General features: G+C 50.8%; 21 protein-coding genes and 2 pseudogenes. 10 read left to right on the top strand and 13 right to left on the bottom strand.

The window, feature by feature from the left end:
* Nucleotides 1-16 precede the first annotated feature (16 nt).
* The 7 genes from F8561_RS00370 to F8561_RS00340 all read left to right on the top strand — a co-directional run bounded on the left by F8561_RS00370 (nt 17) and on the right by F8561_RS00340 (nt 10,216).
* Nucleotides 17-3,499: a phage tail tape measure protein gene (locus tag F8561_RS00370; protein ID WP_151887037.1), complete on the top strand. Its 3,483-nt coding sequence runs from the start codon at nt 17-19 to the stop codon at nt 3,497-3,499.
* Nucleotides 3,500-3,512: 13 nt separating this feature from the next.
* A complete protein-coding gene (locus F8561_RS00365; RefSeq protein ID WP_118283769.1) occupies nt 3,513-4,106 on the top strand; it encodes a hypothetical protein in 594 nt (197 codons plus the stop codon).
* Nucleotides 4,106-4,690, top strand: a complete 585-nt coding sequence (locus F8561_RS00360) for a hypothetical protein (protein ID WP_118283768.1) — start codon at nt 4,106-4,108, stop codon at nt 4,688-4,690. Before F8561_RS00365 ends, F8561_RS00360 begins: the two co-directional genes overlap by 1 nt.
* 6 nt (nt 4,691-4,696) lie before the next feature.
* Complete coding sequence (locus tag F8561_RS00355; protein ID WP_150344284.1) at nt 4,697-5,095, top strand: DUF6950 family protein; 399 nt, start codon at nt 4,697-4,699, stop codon at nt 5,093-5,095.
* A complete protein-coding gene (locus F8561_RS00350) occupies nt 5,095-7,893 on the top strand; it encodes a DUF1983 domain-containing protein (protein WP_151887036.1) in 2,799 nt (932 codons plus the stop codon). Before F8561_RS00355 ends, F8561_RS00350 begins: the two co-directional genes overlap by 1 nt.
* A gap of 3 nt (nt 7,894-7,896) precedes the next feature.
* A complete protein-coding gene (locus tag F8561_RS00345; protein ID WP_151887035.1) occupies nt 7,897-8,865 on the top strand; it encodes a DUF6453 family protein in 969 nt (322 codons plus the stop codon).
* Between the two features lie 64 nt (nt 8,866-8,929).
* Nucleotides 8,930-10,216, top strand: a complete 1,287-nt coding sequence (locus F8561_RS00340; protein ID WP_151887034.1) for a phage tail protein — start codon at nt 8,930-8,932, stop codon at nt 10,214-10,216.
* Here F8561_RS00340 and F8561_RS00335 read toward each other — a convergent pair.
* Nucleotides 10,182-10,571, bottom strand: a pseudogene (locus tag F8561_RS00335) (hypothetical protein); the annotation flags it as partial. The gene F8561_RS00340 and the pseudogene F8561_RS00335 sit on opposite strands and share 35 nt — an antisense overlap.
* On the opposite strand from F8561_RS00335, the pseudogene F8561_RS00330 reads away from it, so the two are divergent.
* A pseudogene (locus tag F8561_RS00330) lies at nt 10,558-10,962 on the top strand (recombinase family protein); the annotation flags it as partial. The pseudogenes F8561_RS00335 and F8561_RS00330 sit on opposite strands and share 14 nt — an antisense overlap.
* Here the strand turns inward: F8561_RS00330 and F8561_RS24585 are convergent.
* Entirely contained in the window at nt 10,959-11,066 is a 108-nt protein-coding gene (locus F8561_RS24585) for a YnaM/YnfT family protein (RefSeq protein ID WP_350223618.1), read from the bottom strand. The pseudogene F8561_RS00330 and the gene F8561_RS24585 overlap by 4 nt on opposite strands.
* A 226-nt stretch (nt 11,067-11,292) precedes the next feature.
* Here F8561_RS24585 and F8561_RS00325 point away from each other — a divergent pair, with 226 nt between their 5' ends.
* Entirely contained in the window at nt 11,293-11,718 is a 426-nt protein-coding gene (locus F8561_RS00325) for a hypothetical protein (RefSeq protein WP_123906383.1), read from the top strand.
* Between the two features lie 86 nt (nt 11,719-11,804).
* Here the strand turns inward: F8561_RS00325 and F8561_RS00320 are convergent, their stop codons facing one another.
* From F8561_RS00320 to F8561_RS00295, 6 genes are all read right to left on the bottom strand, one after another.
* Nucleotides 11,805-12,044 carry a DinI family protein gene (locus tag F8561_RS00320; protein ID WP_013096351.1) on the bottom strand — a complete coding sequence of 80 codons (240 nt, stop codon included), beginning with the start codon at nt 12,042-12,044 and terminating at the stop codon, nt 11,805-11,807.
* Between the two features lie 569 nt (nt 12,045-12,613).
* Nucleotides 12,614-12,937 carry a TA system toxin CbtA family protein gene (locus F8561_RS00315; RefSeq protein WP_151887033.1) on the bottom strand — a complete coding sequence of 108 codons (324 nt, stop codon included), beginning with the start codon at nt 12,935-12,937 and terminating at the stop codon, nt 12,614-12,616.
* 31 nt (nt 12,938-12,968) lie between these two features.
* Nucleotides 12,969-13,292, bottom strand: coding sequence for a type IV toxin-antitoxin system YeeU family antitoxin (locus F8561_RS00310; protein WP_151887032.1), 324 nt, complete (start codon nt 13,290-13,292; stop codon nt 12,969-12,971).
* Nucleotides 13,293-13,313: 21 nt separating this feature from the next.
* Nucleotides 13,314-13,535 (bottom strand): DUF987 domain-containing protein, encoded by a 222-nt coding sequence (locus tag F8561_RS00305; RefSeq protein ID WP_032642916.1) that lies wholly within the window; start codon nt 13,533-13,535, stop codon nt 13,314-13,316.
* 8 nt (nt 13,536-13,543) lie between these two features.
* Entirely contained in the window at nt 13,544-14,014 is a 471-nt protein-coding gene (radC, locus tag F8561_RS00300) for a RadC family protein (RefSeq protein WP_151887031.1), read from the bottom strand.
* A 32-nt stretch (nt 14,015-14,046) separates the two neighbouring features.
* The gene (locus tag F8561_RS00295) at nt 14,047-14,865 is read right to left on the bottom strand and encodes a DUF932 domain-containing protein (protein WP_192938245.1); all 819 of its coding nucleotides are present in this window, start codon (nt 14,863-14,865) and stop codon (nt 14,047-14,049) included.
* 419 nt (nt 14,866-15,284) lie between these two features.
* On the opposite strand from F8561_RS00295, the gene F8561_RS24265 reads away from it, so the two are divergent.
* Complete coding sequence (locus tag F8561_RS24265; RefSeq protein WP_226777967.1) at nt 15,285-15,953, top strand: hypothetical protein; 669 nt, start codon at nt 15,285-15,287, stop codon at nt 15,951-15,953.
* 387 nt (nt 15,954-16,340) lie between these two features.
* Here the strand turns inward: F8561_RS24265 and F8561_RS00285 are convergent, their stop codons facing one another.
* From F8561_RS00285 to F8561_RS00265, 5 genes are all read right to left on the bottom strand, one after another.
* A complete protein-coding gene (locus tag F8561_RS00285) occupies nt 16,341-16,703 on the bottom strand; it encodes a hypothetical protein (RefSeq protein ID WP_151887029.1) in 363 nt (120 codons plus the stop codon).
* Nucleotides 16,704-16,738: 35 nt separating this feature from the next.
* Nucleotides 16,739-17,176: a hypothetical protein gene (locus F8561_RS00280; protein WP_151887028.1), complete on the bottom strand. Its 438-nt coding sequence runs from the start codon at nt 17,174-17,176 to the stop codon at nt 16,739-16,741.
* Entirely contained in the window at nt 17,173-17,871 is a 699-nt protein-coding gene (locus F8561_RS00275; protein ID WP_151887027.1) for a WYL domain-containing protein, read from the bottom strand. The genes F8561_RS00280 and F8561_RS00275 overlap by 4 nt, the downstream gene beginning before the upstream one ends.
* Nucleotides 17,872-17,891: 20 nt before the next feature.
* Nucleotides 17,892-18,629 (bottom strand): DUF3944 domain-containing protein, encoded by a 738-nt coding sequence (locus tag F8561_RS00270; RefSeq protein ID WP_110820463.1) that lies wholly within the window; start codon nt 18,627-18,629, stop codon nt 17,892-17,894.
* A 141-nt stretch (nt 18,630-18,770) separates the two neighbouring features.
* Complete coding sequence (locus F8561_RS00265; RefSeq protein ID WP_151887026.1) at nt 18,771-19,349, bottom strand: hypothetical protein; 579 nt, start codon at nt 19,347-19,349, stop codon at nt 18,771-18,773.
* Between the last annotated feature and the right edge of the window lie 215 nt (nt 19,350-19,564).

Here is a 19,564-nt window from a genome sequence, read left to right as displayed (position 1 = left end):
TCGCCTGGAGAATGTGATGGCAACATTACGAGAATTGATTATTAAAATTTCCGCTAACTCGCAATCATTCCAGACGGAAATTTCCCGCGCCTCACGCATGGGGCAGGATTATTACCGAACCATGCAAAATGGTGGTCGTCAGGCCGCCGCTGCCGCCAGAGAGAGCGAAAGGGCGCTATCTGATTTGACTGCCGGATTTGCATCGGCAGGAAGAGCTGCTGCCGCTGCTACGGCAGCTTTTGCGACTGGTAAGATCGTTCAGATTGCTGACGAGTGGAACTCCGTAAACGCGCGACTCAAGCAGGCATCATCTTCTGCTGATGATTTTGCCGCTTCTCAGCGTCAATTAATGGAAATCAGCCAAAGAACTGGCACTGCGTTTTCAGACAACGCAAACCTTTTTTCACGCGCAGCTGCTTCAATGCGTGAATATGGGTATAGCTCTGACGAAGTTCTGAAAATTACCGAAGCTGTTTCTACCGGCCTCAAACTTTCGGGAGCAAATACTCAGGAAGCGAGTTCTGTTATCACTCAATTCAGCCAGGCTCTGGCTCAGGGCGTTCTTCGCGGTGAAGAATTCAACGCCGTTAACGAAGCAGGTGATCGTGTTATCCGCGCACTTGCAGCCGGAATGGGTGTGGCCCGCAAAGACCTGAAGAGCATGGCTGACCAGGGACAGCTAACGATTGATAAGGTTGTGCCAGCTTTAATGAGCCAGTTAGGGGCTCTGCAGGGCGAATTTGCCAACATGCCGCAAACTGTTTCCGGCTCCCTGCAAAAAGTCACTAACTCATTCATGGCCTGGGTTGGTGGTGTCAACCAGGCTACTGGTGCTACCGATGCGTTATCTGGTGGACTGGATAATGTCGCACAGACGCTTGATTCTTTTACCTCATCAGCAGTGAGCGGTGCGCTCAGTGAAGTTGCTGACAATATGTCCACAATAACAACAGTAGCTGGTGCGCTTGTTGGCGTTGGGTTGGCAAGATATCTCAGCGGAGTTGTAACCAGTGCCACGAGTGCAACTGGTGCACTAATATCCGCCGCTAAGTCAGAGGTTGCTCTTGCTGTCGCGCAGGACAAAGCGGCTCAGTCCGCTGTTGCGGCTTCCAGGGCTGAAGTTTATCGGGCTCAGCAAGCAGTACAGAGTTCAAGAAGTGCAGATGTTCAGGCGGCTCAGCAAGAGAAAGTCGCGGCAGCTGAAGCAAAAGTCACTGCTGCCCATACCAGACTGACTACCGCTCTTGCCAGTGGTACAGCTACGGAAAAAGTCAGGGCCAGAACTGCACTTGAGCGTGCACAGGCAGGGCTGGTAGCAGCTAAAAATGCCGACGCTCAGGCTGTCGCTGAAAGGCGTTTGGCTTCAGCTCAGGCTGCCTTAAACCGGAACCTTGCAAACCGTGTTTCGGCTCAAAGCAATCTCAATAGCGTGACATCCGTCGGCACTCGGCTCATGAGTGGTGCACTTGGTCTCATCGGTGGAGTTCCTGGCTTGGTAATGTTAGGTGCTGGTGCCTGGTATGCGATGTATCAGAATCAGGAGCAGGCCCGTCGCTCTGCACAGGAGTATGCCAGTCAAATTGACGAGATTAGAGAAAAAACATCTCGCATGTCCTTATCGGAAACAGATGACAACCGTGGTAAGACTGTTGGAGCCCTTGTCGAGCAAAATCGTCTGATTGATGAACAAGCCAGGAAGGTTGGCGATCTAAAGTATCAAATTGACGATCTTAATGCCTCCCGAGGTAAGCCGGGGATTACCAGTGAGAACGATGCAAATATTTTAAGGGCTATCGCGATAGTTACTGATCAACTCGCTGTTGAAGAAGGAAAATTGAATGACATGCGAGATAAATCTCGCGGCATTCAGCAGGCTCTCGAAGAAATTGAGCGGCGTCGTAATGATTTAATACGCGAACAAGCATGGCGACAGAATGTGGTTTATCAGTCGATGATCATGATGAATGGTCAGCATACTGATTTCAACCGCCTGTTGGGGCTGGGCAATCAACTCCTTATTGCCCGTCAGGGGTTGGCTAACGTTCCACTCAGACTTCCTCAGGCTGACCTCGACAAAAAGCAAACCGATGCCCTCGAAAAGAGCCGCCGGGATCTGGAGTTGTCACGCCTGAAGGGTGAGGACAAAGAGCGTTTACGGCTGAGTTATGCCGCTGATGATCTGGGATTAACCAGTGATCCTCAATTCCAGACAGGCCGTCAGGAGTTGATTAATAACGGCCTGGCGGAATGGCGGAACACTGAGGCCAACAAACCGAAGGCGAAGGGCGGTAAAACCGAAGGCGAGAAAACAGAGGATGTCTATAAGCGCCTTATAAAGCAGCAAAAAGAGCAGATTGCCCTGCAAGGCCAGAATACTGAACTGGCGAAGGTTAAATACCAGGTTAGTCAGGGCGAACTTGCTTCTCTGACAGAAGCCCAGAAAAAGACCCTGTTGCAGAATGCCGCGCTTATTGATCAGCAGAAAATTCGTGAGCAACTCCGTAATTACGAGGCAAATCTCGCAGACAGCAACGCTAGCTCACGTGCAGCTAACGAAGCCCAACTGATTGGTTATGGTCAGGGTTCTCGGTTTCGTGAAAGGCTTCAAGAGCAATTCAATATCCGAAAGGAATTTGAAGAGAAGAACACTGATCTGCTTCGGCAACGGCAGGCAGGTGATATTGATGAAGCGTTTTATCAGGAAGCTCTGGCACTGAATAAACGTTATCTCGATGAACGCCTACGCGATCAGGAGGGTTTCTATGCTGCGTCTGATGCCCAAAGAAGTGACTGGACGGCTGGGATGCGGGAGGGCTTTGCTAACTGGGCAGATACTGCTTCCGATTATGCATCGCAGTCAGCAGACCTGGTGAATAATACCATGTCTGGGCTGGTGGGGAATATTTCTGAAGCGCTGGCTGGTAACAAAGTTGACTGGGAGGACTGGTCAAAATCGGTACTGGCATCCATGCAGAAAATTATCCTTAACGCGATGATCGTCAATTCGCTGCAGTCTTCTATGGGCGGTGGTGGATTCCTGGGCGGATTGTTTGGCGGCTCTGCTGGCGGGTCCACACCGTCAGATTCTTACAACTCTGCGGCATCAGGTCTTCAGCTCAACGCTAAGGGGGGCGCTTACGCTTCCGCCAGCCTCAGTGCTTACAGTAACAGCATTGTCAGATCACCGACATACTTTGCTTTTGCGAAAGGCGCTGGGCTGATGGGGGAGGCTGGCCCGGAAGCCATCATGCCACTCACACGCTCTGCGGATGGTTCGCTCGGTGTTCGGGTAACCGGGGCGCAAACCTCACCAGCGGGAAGTGGTGAAATAAATATTACCCAGCATTTCACCATTTCCGGTAATGGCGACGCCGCGCTTAAACAGGCAATGGAAGAAGCGGCAGCACGGGGAGCAAGAGACGGTGCGAAGCTGGCGAGGCAGGAAACGTTAAAGGATTTCCAGACGAATGGACCGGCCAGGAGAATGCTAAACGTTTAAGTAAGGAGTAACTATGGCTGCGCTTGAATGGCCTGCAGATGTATGTCCGGCGTCGCTGACGTGGCGGCCGGAAAGTAATACCAAAACCTTTCGTTCCCCCTTTAACGGCGCTTCTCAGACAGTTCGCTTTCCCGGTACCCGCTGGATTTGCTCCCTGACGTTTAACAATCTCACCGATGAAAAATCCCGGCGTATAGATGCGCTGGTGGCCTCGCTCGATGGTGAATATGGAAGGGTAAAAATTCGTGACTGGGGCCGGGATGGCAGAGCGCCAGCCGGGAATCCGGTTGTTCAGGACGCTAACCAGACTGGCATGCAGCTGAGCAGCAAGGGCTGGACGCCCGGCAAGCTTGTGCTGCGCACCGGGGATTACCTCACCGTTAACGATGAGTTGAAAATGGTTACGGCTGATGTGACCAGCACATCAACTGGTACCGCAATCATTCCGATTGCACCGATGCTGCGTACCTCGCCGCCGGTTAACGGCAAAATTGAGGTGGCTAACCCCTACGGTATTTTTAAGCTGAAGGATAACCAGCAGGGCGCGGGGAACCGTATTCCGGGCGTTTTTACCAGCTACACACTGGAGTTTGAGGAGGCGTTTTAATGCTGTATTCCCCATTTTCTGATTCGATGATCACCTGGCTTTCCCGCGACAGGGTTACTGCAGTGCTGGCGGCAAATGTCCAGTTTGAGTCCGGCACGGCTTACGTTCACTCCGGCACCGGAACACTGGTGCTGGGTGGATTTGTCTATTACGGCATGGGAACGCTGGGCGCTATTGATGACGTGAGCGAAACCAACACGACAAGCCCGACGCAACTGAAAATGACTTTGTCCGGCCTGGACATGTCCCTTTTTGCCAAAACGCTTAACGAGCGTTGCGTGGGCAAGCCTGCTGAGCTGTATCTGGTGGCGATGGACGACAATGGTGTGGTTCAGGTGGCGGACCTGATTTTTAAGGGCCGGGTATCCGGTACCGGAGCGACATCAGGAGATACCAACGCCCTGCAGTACACCGTCAGTAATATTTTTGAGGACTGGCAGCGACCTTTCCCGGATCGCTATACCGATGAATCCCACCAGGCAGCCCAGCCGGGCGACCGTATATTTCGCTACGTCGCTCAAATGGCAGAACGTTCAATTTACTGGGGCAGTAAAAAAGATGCGCCAGGATTTACCTATTCGTGAGGAAGCATGAAGCATCCAGACTGGCATAACAGATTAATCGCCGTGATAAGGGCCGCTGAAAAGCGGCCTTTTTTATGGGGCGAACATGACTGCTGCCTGTTCGCAGCTGACTGCGCTGAAGCGATGACCGGGGATAATTTTGCCGACGGCTGGCGCGGGACGTATGACAGCGAAACGGGTGCGAAAAAAGCGTTGCTGCGCGGCGGCGGCTCGCTGGAGAAAGTGCTGGCGAAGTACCTCGACGAGGTTCCTGTGAAGATGGCCCAGCGCGGCGATATCGCGGTTGTAGAGAATGCCGGCACCCGATGCGCAGGAGTAATTTACGGCGGCGCCGTGTGGGTGCCGGGGAAGGAAGGGCTGGTTTGCCTGAGGATTAAGCCACTGAGCGTCTGGAGGGTTCGCTGATGCCTGCTGCTATTCCGATTATCGCCACCGTTGCCGCTGGTGCAGCTGCAGCTAATGGAGCTTATGCCGTTGCAATGGCGATCACGATTGCTGCACAGGTGGCAACGCAGATGCTGACGAAGAAGCCCTCTATTGGTGCTTATCGTGATACCTCCGAAAGAAAGCAGGTCCTGCGCGCGGCCGCCAGCCCGAAAACAGTGGTATATGGCCGGACGGTATCGGCAGGTACGCTTTTCTTCTCCGAAGAGGAAAAGGGCGATCAGACTGATGGCGAATGGCTTCACCTGGCTATCACCCTGGCGGGACACCCACTCTCCGGTGTGGGAACCATCTATCTCGGTGATGACGATATTGGTTCGTACCCAGATAACGCCACCTACGAAGTACATAACGACCGCCAGACTGCCGATCCGTTTATGCTTCAGAACTGCCCGTCCTGGAAAGAGGACATGATCGGCAAGGGCATTTCCTGGCTACGTGTGTCGCTGAAGTTTAACGCTGAAAAATTCCCCTCAGGCATTCCTAACATCAAGGTCGAGAAAACGGGGCGCAAGGTCTATGACCCGCGCACCGGCCGCACGGAATACAGCAACAACCTTGCGCTCTGCGTGCTGGACTATTACCGAAATTACCTGAAGGTGCCGGATGCGGATATCAACTGGGATCAGTTTCAGGAAGCCGCCAACATTTGCGACGAGACGGTAACGAACGGCGACGGAACCACGGAAAAACGTTACACCTTAAACGGTGAGTTCGACCTGAACGAAAACAAGGCCAGCATTCTTGAGGCGATGCTGGCTGCCGGAGCTGGCGAGCCAACATACATTGCGGGTAAGCACGGCATTCTGGTTGGTGCGTATTATGGCCCTGCAACCGAAGTGATCACCGAAAGTCAGCTGGCCGGCGATATCGAAATCATGCCGGAAGTATCGCAGTCTGAGCGCGTCAACACCATTAACGGTACCTTTATCGATCCTAAGCAGACCTACGCCGAGGCTGATTTCCCGGCGGTGTCTGTCAGCGAATGGGTTGCTGAAGATGGCGTTGAGATTTCACAGGACCTGAAGCTTCGTTTTGTCACCAGTGAGTTTCAGGCCCAGCGCCTGGCAGACATCAAGCTGAAGCGCACCCGCATTTCACGCACGATGAATCTCACACTGAACCTGAGCGGCTATCGCTACCGTCCTGGCATGTACGTGAAGGTGAATTTCCCGTCGCTCGGAATCATTAATGTCGAAATGCGCGTGACCGACTGGCGGTTCGGTGTGCAGAACGGGGTGCAGATCACCCTGAAACAGGAGACTGCTGATGTCTGGGGTGATGCGATAGGCAAGCCAATTGAGCGGCCGCCGTTCACGCAGCTGCCATCTGGTGGAGTGGCGCAGCCGCAGAACCTGAAATACACCGTCGAGGAAATTGGTCAGGTGGTTCAGGGCGTGCTGTCCTGGCAGAACATCGGGCAGTTTGTATACAACAAGGTTGTGATCCGCAAGGCGGGTCAGACGGTGCTCTCTGTTCAGGTTCCGGGTTCCTTCACCCGCCTGACAGGGCTTGTCCAGTCTACCTACACGGCTCACGTCACTGCGGTAAACCAGATGGGGGCAGAGTCGCCGGAGGCATATCTTGAATTCAGTATTCAGGCCCCGCCAGCGCCGTCACGGGTCGATATTGAGCAAAGCTATTTTGCCATCACTCTGTACCCGCGCCTTGCAGCAGTGACGAACGTATCAACGCAGTTTGATTTCTGGACGTCCGGCGAAACCAAGCTGCCGAATACCAGCACGTCAACGGTTGAAGGAAGGGCAACGCGTGCCGGGATCGGCACCACATGGAGCAGCCATAACCTGAAGAACGGGCACACTTATTACTGGTATGTCCGCACGATCAACGCGTTTGGTACATCTGCGTTTGTTGAAGTGGCCGCGCTGTGCCAGACCGATACGTCGGGCCTGATTGACGTCATTGACGAGTCTGTCAGGAATTCTGACGCCATGAAAAACGTGGAGAAGGGCATTGATACCAACCTTGAAGGTATTCTGCAAAACGCGCTGGCCAATAACGGCACGGTGGAACGCCAGTTCCAGCAGCTGGGCGAAGTAAATGCCGAAATCATGACGGTCAGGACAACGATCGCCACGGTAGACAAGGCGCTTGCCCAGCTCACCACCAGTGTTAAGTCTCAGTTCGAAAGTGTTAACTCGCAAATCCTCGAACAGCAAACGGCCATCAGTGATAACACGAAAGCTATCGCTTCCCTCGATACGTATGTTCAGGCAGAGGTTGGAGACCTGACGACGGCGGTTAACCAGAAAATGAACGCCGAGGTGACGAGCAACGGTACAGGCAAGGCTTCATATACCCTGAACCTTGGCATTATCCGTAACGGCGTGAAGTACAACACCGGATTTGGAATGTCCATTGAGCCTTCAGGTGGTTCTTACAAATCCACGGTTGTATTCGCTGCTGACCAGTTCGGCATCTACTCAGGAAGCGATCCCGGCAACTATGAGGCCGCCTTCTTTGTCTATAACGGACAGGTCTTTATCCGTGACGCGATGATCCAGGACGGCAGTATCACCAATGCGAAAATCGGCAGTTATATCCGCTCGACAAACTTCGCAGCCGGAGTTCGGGGCTGGAACATCGACAAGAACGGCGACTGTGAATTCCACGGCAAACTCTATGCAGACAGCGGTAATTTTGCGTTCAACGGGACCAATAACACGGTCGTTATTAACAATAACGGTATTACCGTCAACATCCCCGGCGGTGGCCGTATCGTCGTTGGCTCATGGTGATTTATGCCTTCAGGACTTTTAATCGATCTCAATGATGGCGGTAAGCCGATGGAAATCACCGCCGGATTACGCTGCCCCACTTATGGCGGGGCGATTTCCGGCGGTATCGGGAAAGTTAATACCGCGACGGTCGAGGGTTACGTTTCGGGTTCGAATGTCATTTTCATTCCCACCCAGACGGTAATCAGCGACGAGGGGATATTCAAACTGGACAGTGTCAGTATTTCCGGCGCGAACGTCACGCAAAACTGGAGCGGCAATTCAAACCCCGGATTCCCCAACCCACAGCGCGTGGCGTTCTCCGGCACTCTGTGGCAGATACTGCCCGTAAGCCAGAACTCAAACGTTGGCCTTCTCGTTCAGAACAGCACCGATTTTACTGCGATCACAACGGCGTCAAGAGTGGGTTACTGCATTTACAAGGCCAGGGTTACCATCGGTACCTCAGGTTGGGTCACTCCCACTATAGCCGGGTTTGATCGCAGCAAATACCTGGTCTGCTGTAAGTGGGACAGTCCTTACACACTCGACTATGACGGGAACCGGCTGCTGTTTCTCAACGATGGATCCAATATCGATGATCAGCCGATGAGCGGTACCGTCGATGTGATTATTTTTGCTGGTGGCGTTACGCCCGTGGCCGCGAACCCTGGCTTCAATATTTATAACGCAGCAGGCCAGTGTACATTTTCAACCGCAAGACGGCCGTTTGTTTACCTCGGCATAAATTTTGTGCCATCTGCCACGGCTCAGACCGTACCCGGTGGCGGATATGTGCCGGTTGGCCGTTTTGGTCTGAGGGTACCCAGTTTCGGCGGCGGCCGCATTTATCACTATCACTATGGACTGGTCATGCAGAACGGCACTCTCCGTGCCGGAAGGGGAGTGTATGTCGGCTGGGCAGACAGACAGCTGGCAAACGCCGGGGTAACTCCTATCTCTCTTCCCGTAATCCCCGACATGTACGTTTAAACCCCTTTCAACCTTAAAACCAACCTCGCTACGGCGGGGTTTTTTATTGCCTCAAGGAGCATCTATGTCCGCAGGAACACTGACACTGACCAATAACTCAGCAGCAGTCACCGGCAGTGGCACCGCCTTTACCACCGAGCTGGGCGCCGGCGATTTTATTGTTGTGACCGTCGGCGGTATTCCCTACACGCTCGCCATCAAAACCCTGAATAGTAATACCTCCCTGACGCTGGTCAGTAACTATACCGGACCGACACAGGGCGGCGCTGCATGGTATGCCGTGCCGCGCGTTGCGATGAACCTTGTTACTGCTGCGCTGGTGGCACAAAGCGCAGAAGCCCTGCGTGGCCTGAACTATGACAAACAGAACTGGCAGCGGTTATTCAGTGCATCGGGCAATATAACCGTTACGCTCCCGGACGGTTCTTCATTCACCGGTCCGTCATGGCAGTACATGGTTAATACGGTTGCCACAAAAACGAACGGAGCTGTTCCTGTCAACCAGGGCGGGACCGGGGCAACAACTGCAGAAAGCGCTCGCTCAAACCTCGGTTTGGGAAGTAGCGCTACGCGCGATGCATACAGCTCTTCTGGGAAAATGATATCTGAAGGGGATTTTGGTTTAGGAGGCAAAGGGGTTGTTAGAACCTGGACTGATACGCAAGTTGTCGGGTATCTGAGGTCTGCCGCAAGCGTAACTGAATTCTGGCGTAATAATGCAGATACTGGTCACACCTGGGCTGGTGGCCCCTGCCTATACACCCAGTCATTCGATAGCTTTTTCAACATTTGTGTTGGGCAGAGAGGACAAGGAATCAAAATATCCTCAGGAACCACTGATGGCGCCAGTTTGCAGGTATACACTCCTTACACCGATAAAAATACTACCAAATCCTCTGATGGCACGCTAAAAGCCGCTTCCCCGGTAGCCCGCATCGTTAAATCACAGACGGATAACCAGCGAATGGATCTGGACGAAGAGGGCTTTATCTGGTGCGGCTGCGGTACGGCGAATGCAGAAGCTGAAGGAATCAGCATTTCTCGTCTTGATGTAGGTGTTTATACGCTTACCGGTTCAGCAGGCCTGGCTTCTTCTGGCTGGCAACTCTTACCACCTATGGATCCTGGTGGTATGGGGGAGCTAGGTGTCGTTGAGGCAGAGCAAGCCGAAAGCGGCGGCCTGACGATTCGACTGTTTAAGCGCAAATACATGTTGAGCGATGAAGGTGAGATCATTAAAACCAAAGGTGAACCGATGGACGTACCGGCGAATAGCTGGATCGATGTTCGCCTGGATATGCCTGAAGATTCCCTGTTTAACCAGCGGATGAATCAGGTATTTCAACCGTAGCTGCGCGTTGATTCCAGATGCTGTTTTGCGGCATCTCAACACGAACGCTGACGAACTGATCAGCCGGGATATCGACAGGATCGCCATCGCTCAGGCCATCCAGTTCATTCTTGGCGAACGCTGGCGCGTCAGGATGCGTGCGGTGATAAGTCTTCACCAGCACCGAACCGTCAGCGTTAACCTCATAATCCAGCCAGATGAGCGGTTGCTTGTTGCGGTCGGTAGGGATGTCAAAACCTCCATCCATGCCGCCCCACGCCGCATCCGAATTGAGTGCCTGACATCCTTCGATAAGGTATTGCCCGACGTTCAGACGGGTGACTTTAACGCCTTCCGATTCGTCATTGGTCTGGAAGCTGGATCGTCTTGGTCGTAGCATGCGTAATTTGGTGCTGCTGGTGGATGAACTACGTCAGCGTGGCATCCACTTCAAGAGCCTCACGGACAGCATTGATACATCAAGCCCGATGGGCCGCTTCATCTTTCATATCATGTCAGCTCTGGCTGAAATGGAGAGGGAGTTGATAGTGGAGCGCACTCGGGCTGGGTTGGCCGCAGCCCGTGAGAAAGGGCGAATCGGTGGGAGGCGGCCAAAATTGACACCTGAGCAATGGGCTCAGGCTGGCAGGTTGATCGCAAACGGAGTGGATCGGAAGCAGGTGGCGATCATTTACGATGTGGCCGTTTGTACTCTATATAAAAAATTCCTAGTAAATAAAGACGTTACACGAACTTCAACACATTAAAATTCATCCGGGTTATTCGATGTGCTTATGCCAATTTTGATCAGGCTCAATACTATCAAGCCAAGAGCAACAACTACGGTACTTGCGATTATAAACGTTGCCATGTTGAACCTTTTTTATGAACTTTTCATTTAGACAATACGGAACTGCAAACGTTCAGAACAAAAAATTCTTAGTATGAGAGCAGGATGTTTGATGTTTCGGACAGCCATATGTAAAAATGAGCTACGGTTGCTGGGCACTGTTCGGTAATTCGAATATTGAATGTTACAACCATGAAGATTCTGTTTGTACATAAGCTTCATGTAACAAGAGGATCTACTGAAAGGAATGATGAGAGATGTGTGGGGGCTTACCGTAGTTGAATTTATTGCTATCAAGCGGAATCTTGAGAATATTTCTGATACATGGTCAGATCTCTGGGCAATGTTGTATCTGAGTCAGGCTAAGCCCGGACAGCTTCTTGGGGCAAAGTTTGATGATGTGAGCCATGATATTCTTGTTCTTTCAGCCACAAAAGGACTGAGGGAAAGATGCATTGCTCTTAAGCCAGGAGTTAAAAGAATTCTCCACTCCCGCAGGGAGAAGTATCCTGAAGATGTGTTTTTGTTTCAGAGCCATTCACATCGTACCAAGACAACTCCAAGACCGGTAACGTTAGTTGCATTTAATGCGGCACTGAAAAGGGCATCTATTGGAGTGACCGCAAAAACAGTGAGTAGTAAAAGTGCTTATTATTTAACGCCACTAAGATGAAGTGCCGTTCAATATCGGAAAAGTACGATGGGTAGTGGTGCATGTCTGCGTAGTTGAAGGTATGCACGAAGCGAACACGGGCTTTGCTAATCATTCACCAGCCACATATTTGCGTCTTCAAACATTTCCTCCAGCATGCGGTTCAGCTTTTCCCGATCGCTTTTGCTGGCATCGCTATTCAAGCCGTTCGCCTGCATCGGCTTCACCCTCACTTCGGCATCAGGGAAGATCTGGTGCACTCGCTTCGTCAGCTCTGCCAGGATAATCTCTCTGGCCCCTTCAAGTCCCTCTACATTTCGCTTGTCATAAACCAGTTCAACGAACATAAAAGCCTCCGGAAAACCACTGTGGTTGTATACAGTATTTTTACTGTAAAAATAAACAGTGTCAAGGCGAGCGGAGCACGAAAGGGGATGTGTTTTTGTTACCCTTAGTTACAAATAGAAAAACCCCAGACCGTGAGATCTGGGGTTCTTTTAAAGTGCACGTGCATTTCACGTGCATTTTTTTGTCTTTTCTCAGTCTGCGCACTGTCTGGTCAGTGTCCGTAAGTGGCTGTTTTTATTGCCGCTGTCCGGTTGCAGTCCTATCAAAAGTGGGCTGGCGGAGTCTGAATTGGGTTTGTAATTCAATGAATTTATTATGTTAACTTCTAATTCAATTTTCCGATGGTGCCTAAGAAGGTGCCTAAAATTTTTACAGTCTTCTTTTTGTGAGAAATGAGAGATCGGTTTGCAACACTTAGGGGCTCATAAAGCTTCGATCTTAGCTCATGGTGAAATGAGAATTATTATCAATGCTGGTTGAATTTTTTCAAATGTCAGATGCGATGCCGTTGCTATTTCCGCTACTGTAGCGGAAATAGCAACACTGAGCAGCATGTACTTAGAATAATTTAAGATCTGGGCAACAGCCCAATGCTCTTTTTGGCACGCAGAATATCCATTGCGGTAATAAAGGGGGTCTGTTCTTGCCATGAAAATCCCTTCCGATCGATACGAACCAGTTCGTACTTTTCGACCAGAAAATTCACCGCATCGGCTAGAGTTATCCCCGCCTCGATATGTTCCTGAATGGTCGCGTCGTCGTGGAATGGCGTGTCGTTAAGTGCCAAGCCGTAATGGTGTTCCAGCAGATACGCTAACAGTTGCTGCCACACTTGTACTGGCGACAGGCGCGACGAAACCGGCACCGTGGCCGGTACGGATGCAATGTGCATGAATTGAGTCCTGATAAAAGAAGAGAAGGTGTTACCTGGTTGCAGATGCCTGAGAATAAATAACGATGTAAACATAGCCGTGAGAGCCGAGAGTATCGGCCTCGCAGGTGAGTCCGTTATGATGCAACGTGACGCAATGCTGATGGCGCGGATTCAGTTCACCGGTTGTCAGCATCAATTCAAGCTGTTTCATCACTAGCGGAAATGCCTGATCCAGACGCAGTGCCTCCTCCTCGTTAAACGTACCACTAATACCTGCACGGTCCGCCAGAAAATGCAGGCGACAGCCTTCCTGCACAAGCCTTGCACCGAAGCACGGCGAGATGTCGCGCTTCAGTCCCCATGAATTTTGCATTTTTCTACTCCTTATTAAATGTCAGTTGGTGGTAATGCACATCAGGCGTGTATACGGACCGTGGTTGTCACGACGGCGTTCTGCGTAAACCGCCAGCACACCGGAAATCTCCGCGACATCCTGACCGGTATAATGACTGGCGCTGCCGTGCCACTGGTATTTGCCCGTGCAGTAGCGAAAGATCCGGGAATCCGGATGCTGTCGCTGAATCGCCATCGCGGCCTTTTTATCGATGATTTTCATGGTTAGCCTCATAGCCAGCCACGTTCAGCAAAAGAAAGCACATCGATGCCAACAATAAGATGGTCCAGCACCCGCACCTCTACCATAGCCAGCGCGTTCACCAGATGTTGAGTGATGTTTCGATCCTGTTTACTCGGTTCTGTCTCTCCGGATGGATGGTTATGGGCCAGAATCACAGCGGCAGCGTTATGGCGTAGTGCCAGTTTCACCACTTCGCGTGGATGGACTTCGGTATGGTTAATCGTGCCCGTAAAGAGCGTCTCGCATTCCAGAAGACGGTTATGATTATCGAGATATAAAACAAGAAAAACTTCGCGCTCCTGCAGGGCAAGACGCAGTTGCAGCCAGGTTTTGGTGAAGGTAGTGGAATTAAATTGTTCGCCAGGCTGGCGCTGATATTTTTCCAGTAAGCGGAGAGCGCGACGAATGGTGCGCGCTTCAGTTATCGGAAGATCCGGAGGTAGATTTATCTCTGACATGACAGGGCCTTACAGGTAATAGTAAAAGTCGTTTATGAAGCGAGTTGAAGCATATTTTCAGCCATCACCCACAGAGCTCGATTGAGCTTTACATCTCCGTCGATCCCTTTGACAGCGCGGGTTTGAGCACGCTGACCTTTCGTCGTTCGTCCCGACAGTCCGCCTTTTATCAAGTTCTCCTGAATGCGCTGGTAAGTGGTCCACAGGTCGTTGCTCTCATCCTGCCAGCGACGCGGGGAAAGGATCTGCGATTCCGTCACCGGCTGATGCTCTTCACCAAAGCGATAGGTTAATGCCGCTTTCGCCATAGCATGTTGTGCTGGTGGCGGTAACAAAAGCGACTGCATGGCATCGCGCTTATCTTCCACCCGGTCAAAAATCCCGAGCACTTCGTAAGCCCCTTCAATGACTTTCTCCACCACGTTGCCTTTATGCGGCACACGTACCTCACCAAAGCTCTCACCGCAAATTAGCCCGTTCTGGCAGACTGCACGAAATAGCCCCGGCAACATCTGGTATGAGCTGGAGCCGTCATGGCTGTTAAGCAGAATGATTTCCGGCACCTGCTTACCGGTGATTTGCCCCTCACGGCGCAGGCGCAGCATGTGTTTAGTGTGCCCGCGCTTGCTCTGATCGCGCACTCGGGTCTGGCAGGCAAAGAATGGCTGAAAGCCTTCCTGCTTCAGGCTATCAAGCAGTGTGATGGTCGGAATGTAGGTGTAGCGGTCCGAGCGGGATTCATGCTTGTCGTTACCAAATACACTGGGTACATGGGCCATCAACTCGTCATTTGTCAGTGGACGATCGCGGCGAATCTGGTTAACTCGGCCAAAGCGGCTGGCTAATTTCATGATAAAACTCCTTTGTGATTAATGGCATAAATGCAGAAAGGCCGCACTTCCGGTAAGAAGTGCGGCCTTTCTGCATGGATTTGATGTTGCTGGAGTGATTGGGGAAAACTCTGTGTTGTTGATGGAGGCAACGGCTAGCTAATGTATGCTCTGAGCGATGAGCTGATGCTATCCATAGTTTTCCCCCGTAATGCATTTAATGATGTGCCTGCCAAGGTGATGGGGTGATTTCAGCAAAATTCTAATGTATAAGTTACTCTTGGACACTGACCAGAAGCTTGTCAGGCGAAACCATCATCATGCTTTTTTAGTTCCTATATTCCTCAGGGCAGATTATGCGAGAAGGCTTGAACATTATAGATTTCTAGCTAAACGTTCTAATCTGCTGATATGATAATTCCTTCACAAAGGAGAAATTTATGACTTGGCTAGGTATTCCGTTTCCATTAAGTAATTCAAATTTTTTAGATTCAGGTATTTTAACCTTGGGTAAATTACCGACTGTAGTCGTAGATTCTGGTTTCGGTTGGGACACAGTTTTTGCCAGTATTCTGGGGGCGATTATTGGGGCAACTATCCCGGCAGCAATCTCATATTATGCGATTTCAAATAGTGCGAAAACTATGAAAGATGATCGGGACGGGCATGCTGAACATGCTAAAGAACAACTCAGAGCCCAACTTATATCATCAAGCAGGCAAGCATGGATTAATGAGCTAAGAGATAGTGCAGCCAAGTACATATCCGTCGCTAATAAATTAAATAACTTACAAATACTTATAACGAACGAATTTGAAAAAAACGATCAAAAAGATGACGCATATTATCGTGAGATTCGAATGGAGGCTACGAATACCAAGAGCGATTTGACGTTTCTTAAAGCAAAAATAGAGATGTTACTTAATCCTAACGAGCATGAATCTGATGCAGTGATAATCGCATTAAATGACTACGCTAAAATTTCCAATGAATTTATGCCTGGTGATTACCATGACTTTGATAAAATAATGGAAGTCATCAAAAGATTCAAAATAAATATTCAGAAAATTAGCAAGGCCGAGTGGGATAAAATAAAGGGATTTAAATAATTAATAAACACATGGAAAAATCGCTCGGTGCTCTTTTATATCTTTAATCGGGGGTAAATCATACAAGACCATATCCTGTCTGGCTTTCGGGGTCAGGTGCTTTATTCTTTTCTCTATGACCTGAACCCCATAGATTAACAGGCTTCAATGTTAGCAACGTCGACCTCTGGCACAAAGCAGTTAGACAAGCAGTGGCAGGGCGCTAACACAATGAAATAATGAGATATATAGTATGGCGAATCCTTCATAAGGGGAGGGGCCTTACGGGGGAGGGGTTTATAATGGCTATTAATACGCAGTATTAATACCTGATTTCTTTGATATTACGATTGATAGCACAACAGGGTCTGACAACTGATTGTCAGACCAGATATTTTTCAATCGAAACTAGTATTTCATCAGCCAGTCCCCCTGACTGGTGATGACGTTAATCTCCGCCACACTGCATGGGCCTTTAATGTAGACGGCAATCTCTTTCCCGTAAGGCAATGTTGAAGGTACCAGTGATACAGGCTTGCTACCTGCGTAGACTGTGGGCATCTTCTGAATAGGGCAATTACCTCGGTTAATGACAATATCCTTAATGGTGACGCTATCAGTCAGCGACTGAACATGAACACGCTGCTGATGTAGATTCGGGTAATACGGATTTTTAACCTGCTCAAGACCAATCCTGATCGGGGCCTCTGCGGCGTGCAGTAGAGGTGAAATCATCAGTGCCACGGCAAGGGCACTCATTGTTGTTTTCATTATTTTTTCCTTATTTTTGTTGAAGCAATAAAGGCTCACATGCGGGTCAGACATCCTGACTTATCAAACTCAGGCAGAATCTTTGCGGCATTGCTGAAGGTGAAGGTGGCGGAGGTCAGCCCGGTCGCCGTTATATGTATACGATGGGATTTTCTGACAGCATCCCAGAAGGCTTCGAAGTTACTGCCACCGGCATCAGAAAACGTGTCGTTAATCAGGAACGTATCGCCGCTGTTGACCTGTGCCTGAACGCTGCGCCCATTATCATTGCCGCTGGTAAGCGTTTTGCCATCAGGTGCGGTGTACTGCACGAACGCATTGTCATCCGGTGAACAGGTCATCAGCAGTTCAGCGCCATCTTTCCCCTGTATGCGGTATTCCGTGACACCCTGAACCCAGGTTCTGGTCCACTGGTTTACGGTTGCATCAGCCTGTGTGGAGGCTAGAAGCATCAGTAAAAGTATTTTTTTCATGGTTTTCCTTCTGTTGCAGTATCAGCCAGTACTTTTCGCAAGTACTGAAAGTGGGGTAAAGAACGAATAAAATGTGGATCGGTCGTCAGCGCATCAATCTGCCGCCTGCGCAGAAATTGCCTTTTCGTCAGACAGACATCTGCTATGCTTTCCAAGCGAAAGACATAAGCCTGCTGCTGGTATTCGCCCAGCAGATACCAGCTGTTTTCGAAATAAATCAGACGATAGGGGGCGAACCAGCGGTACTGTTCTATATCCACAGTCAAGTCCAGTAAAGTACGGTCGAGGATCGCCTGTGTAATGCGCCAGAAACCACCAAAGGGTGTCGGTTTACGCCCTGGAGGCGAAAGCCAGACGATATAGGGCGACGGGATGCTGCTGTCGGTCAGCACCGCTATCAGTTTGTTATCCATTGCCGGAAACAACTGCTCTATGCTGGTGGCACGGGCAAAGTGAAGGATCGCTCTGTTGGTGTGAATGCCGGAAAGCGGCTGGGCCAGTGACCAGTTTCCCTGTCGGTATGTCAGTTCCAGACAACTTAGACGCTCTCGAAAGTCCCGACGAAGGGTACGTTCAGAGATCTGAAACTCCAGAGACAACGCCTGTACCGATAATTGTTCCCCCATCAGCAGGCGACTGATGATGATCGCCAGCCGTGATGCCATGCGATCGTGTTGTTTTTCTTCCGCAGACATAGTGAAGGATTTCCGTTTGGTTACTGTGAGTGGTGCAGATACTTTTGACGTAGACAGGCGACCAGCAGGCAGGCCGGAACCGTGACACGTCGGGCTGGGCCTGCCATATCAACAACCAGCCAGCCAGTGCTCAGTGCCATACCAACCGGTCCCGCCAGGACGGCGATGGAGCGGCTCAGTGTCAGATAGGCCACCATCGGCAGAGAACGCCCAAGTACCACTCGTGCCAGCGTACTGAGCATCACTACTGATAGGCGATAGGCTGCAAAGCCCGAGGCCCGGACGGCAGTCCGTATAGCCATTAAAATCAGCGGTGCTGTCGGTACGGTCAGCTCAGTGCCCATACTGTCAGCAAACTCCTGCAACTCTTCGGCTGACATCTCGCTGAGACTTTTTTCAAGTAACGCCAGCAGCAGGGAAAGCTCAATGGCCTCGGTTGTTTCCTCCTTCCGGTATTTCACACCCGTATGCTCACAGACATCGCATAACACCTCCCGGTACAACACGCCTTTTCCCCCCCTGAACACACTGGCAATACTGCTGGCACCAAAGGTCTGGATTTCAGCGGCAATCTCCTGCCAGTAATTACGGTGCGCCGGGTAAAAACGTTTGTAGTTGTCGCTGCCGGACAGCGTTTCCGTCCAGCGCAGGGTTTTATCCCGTGGGTCATGGGTAATGAGGCTGACCAGTAAATCCAGGTCCTCATTCTCGCAACCCCCCAGGAATCGCAGGTCAGTATCTTCGCGATAAACGGCCATGTCCCCTCCATTAAGGTCTGTATCGTCAGGACAAAAACGATAACAAACCCGACTGCAAGGACGTGGCCGAAGTATCAGAAAAATCAGTGTGTTACTCTAAGAGAGCCGGACAGGTGATGTCCGAAAATGAAATACGGAAGATTATGCTGTGTAGGGTGGATTTGGTGGTGAAAGAAACAGACGAATGGCGAGATGCCCTGTCAGACGGGTGACCAGCCAGGCAGCACCGCCGTTTATTACCCCGCCCACTAACGGAACCAGCAGACCTTCTTTCGTCAACTGGCCTCCGCCTTTCATCAGCAACTCACTGCGCACCACAGTCAGCAACGCGCCTTCCGCTTCCGGTAGGGTCAATGCCTGGGTCATCAGGCGAGTGAGAATGCCACTGGCAATATCAGCACAGGCATCACCGGCAACCGCCCCCCAGCAGAGTAAACGTACTCGCGGGTCAGCAGTGGAATGCCCGCCAATAACCGCCACGGCTACACACAAGCGCATCTGAATAAACAGCGAAGAACAGACATCAGCGGTCACTGCCAGCGGCAATAGCGCACCACCAGTAAGGCTACAGGCAAAACCCGAGCCACAAGCTTTAAGAGATTCACAGGCCACTAAGGATTCTGCGGCTTTAAATGCGCTCTCAGAAGAAGCGAAGTAGTTCTCTGCCAGCTCGGTTGCTGAGTCAGTAATAGCGGTGCCTTCAACGGCCAGGCCGTACATCTCATCAAACAGCTGACGTAATATATTGATATCCAGATAACCCCCTTAACGACAACCTCTGTTGGTTGTCGTTAAGGTGATATGTGTCTGTATTTTTCTTATTTGAGTTTTTTTTACTATATGTTTGGTAATTAACTGAATATTAGTCTTATCTATAAAATTCCAATAAGGCAGGAGAGAGCGTGATCCTGCCGGGCTTCATTGCAGACGACATC

The organism is Enterobacter sp. 198, from assembly GCF_009025585.1.
GTDB lineage: Bacteria > Pseudomonadota > Gammaproteobacteria > Enterobacterales > Enterobacteriaceae > Enterobacter > Enterobacter ludwigii.
This window is presented reverse-complemented; position numbering and strand designations above follow the sequence as displayed.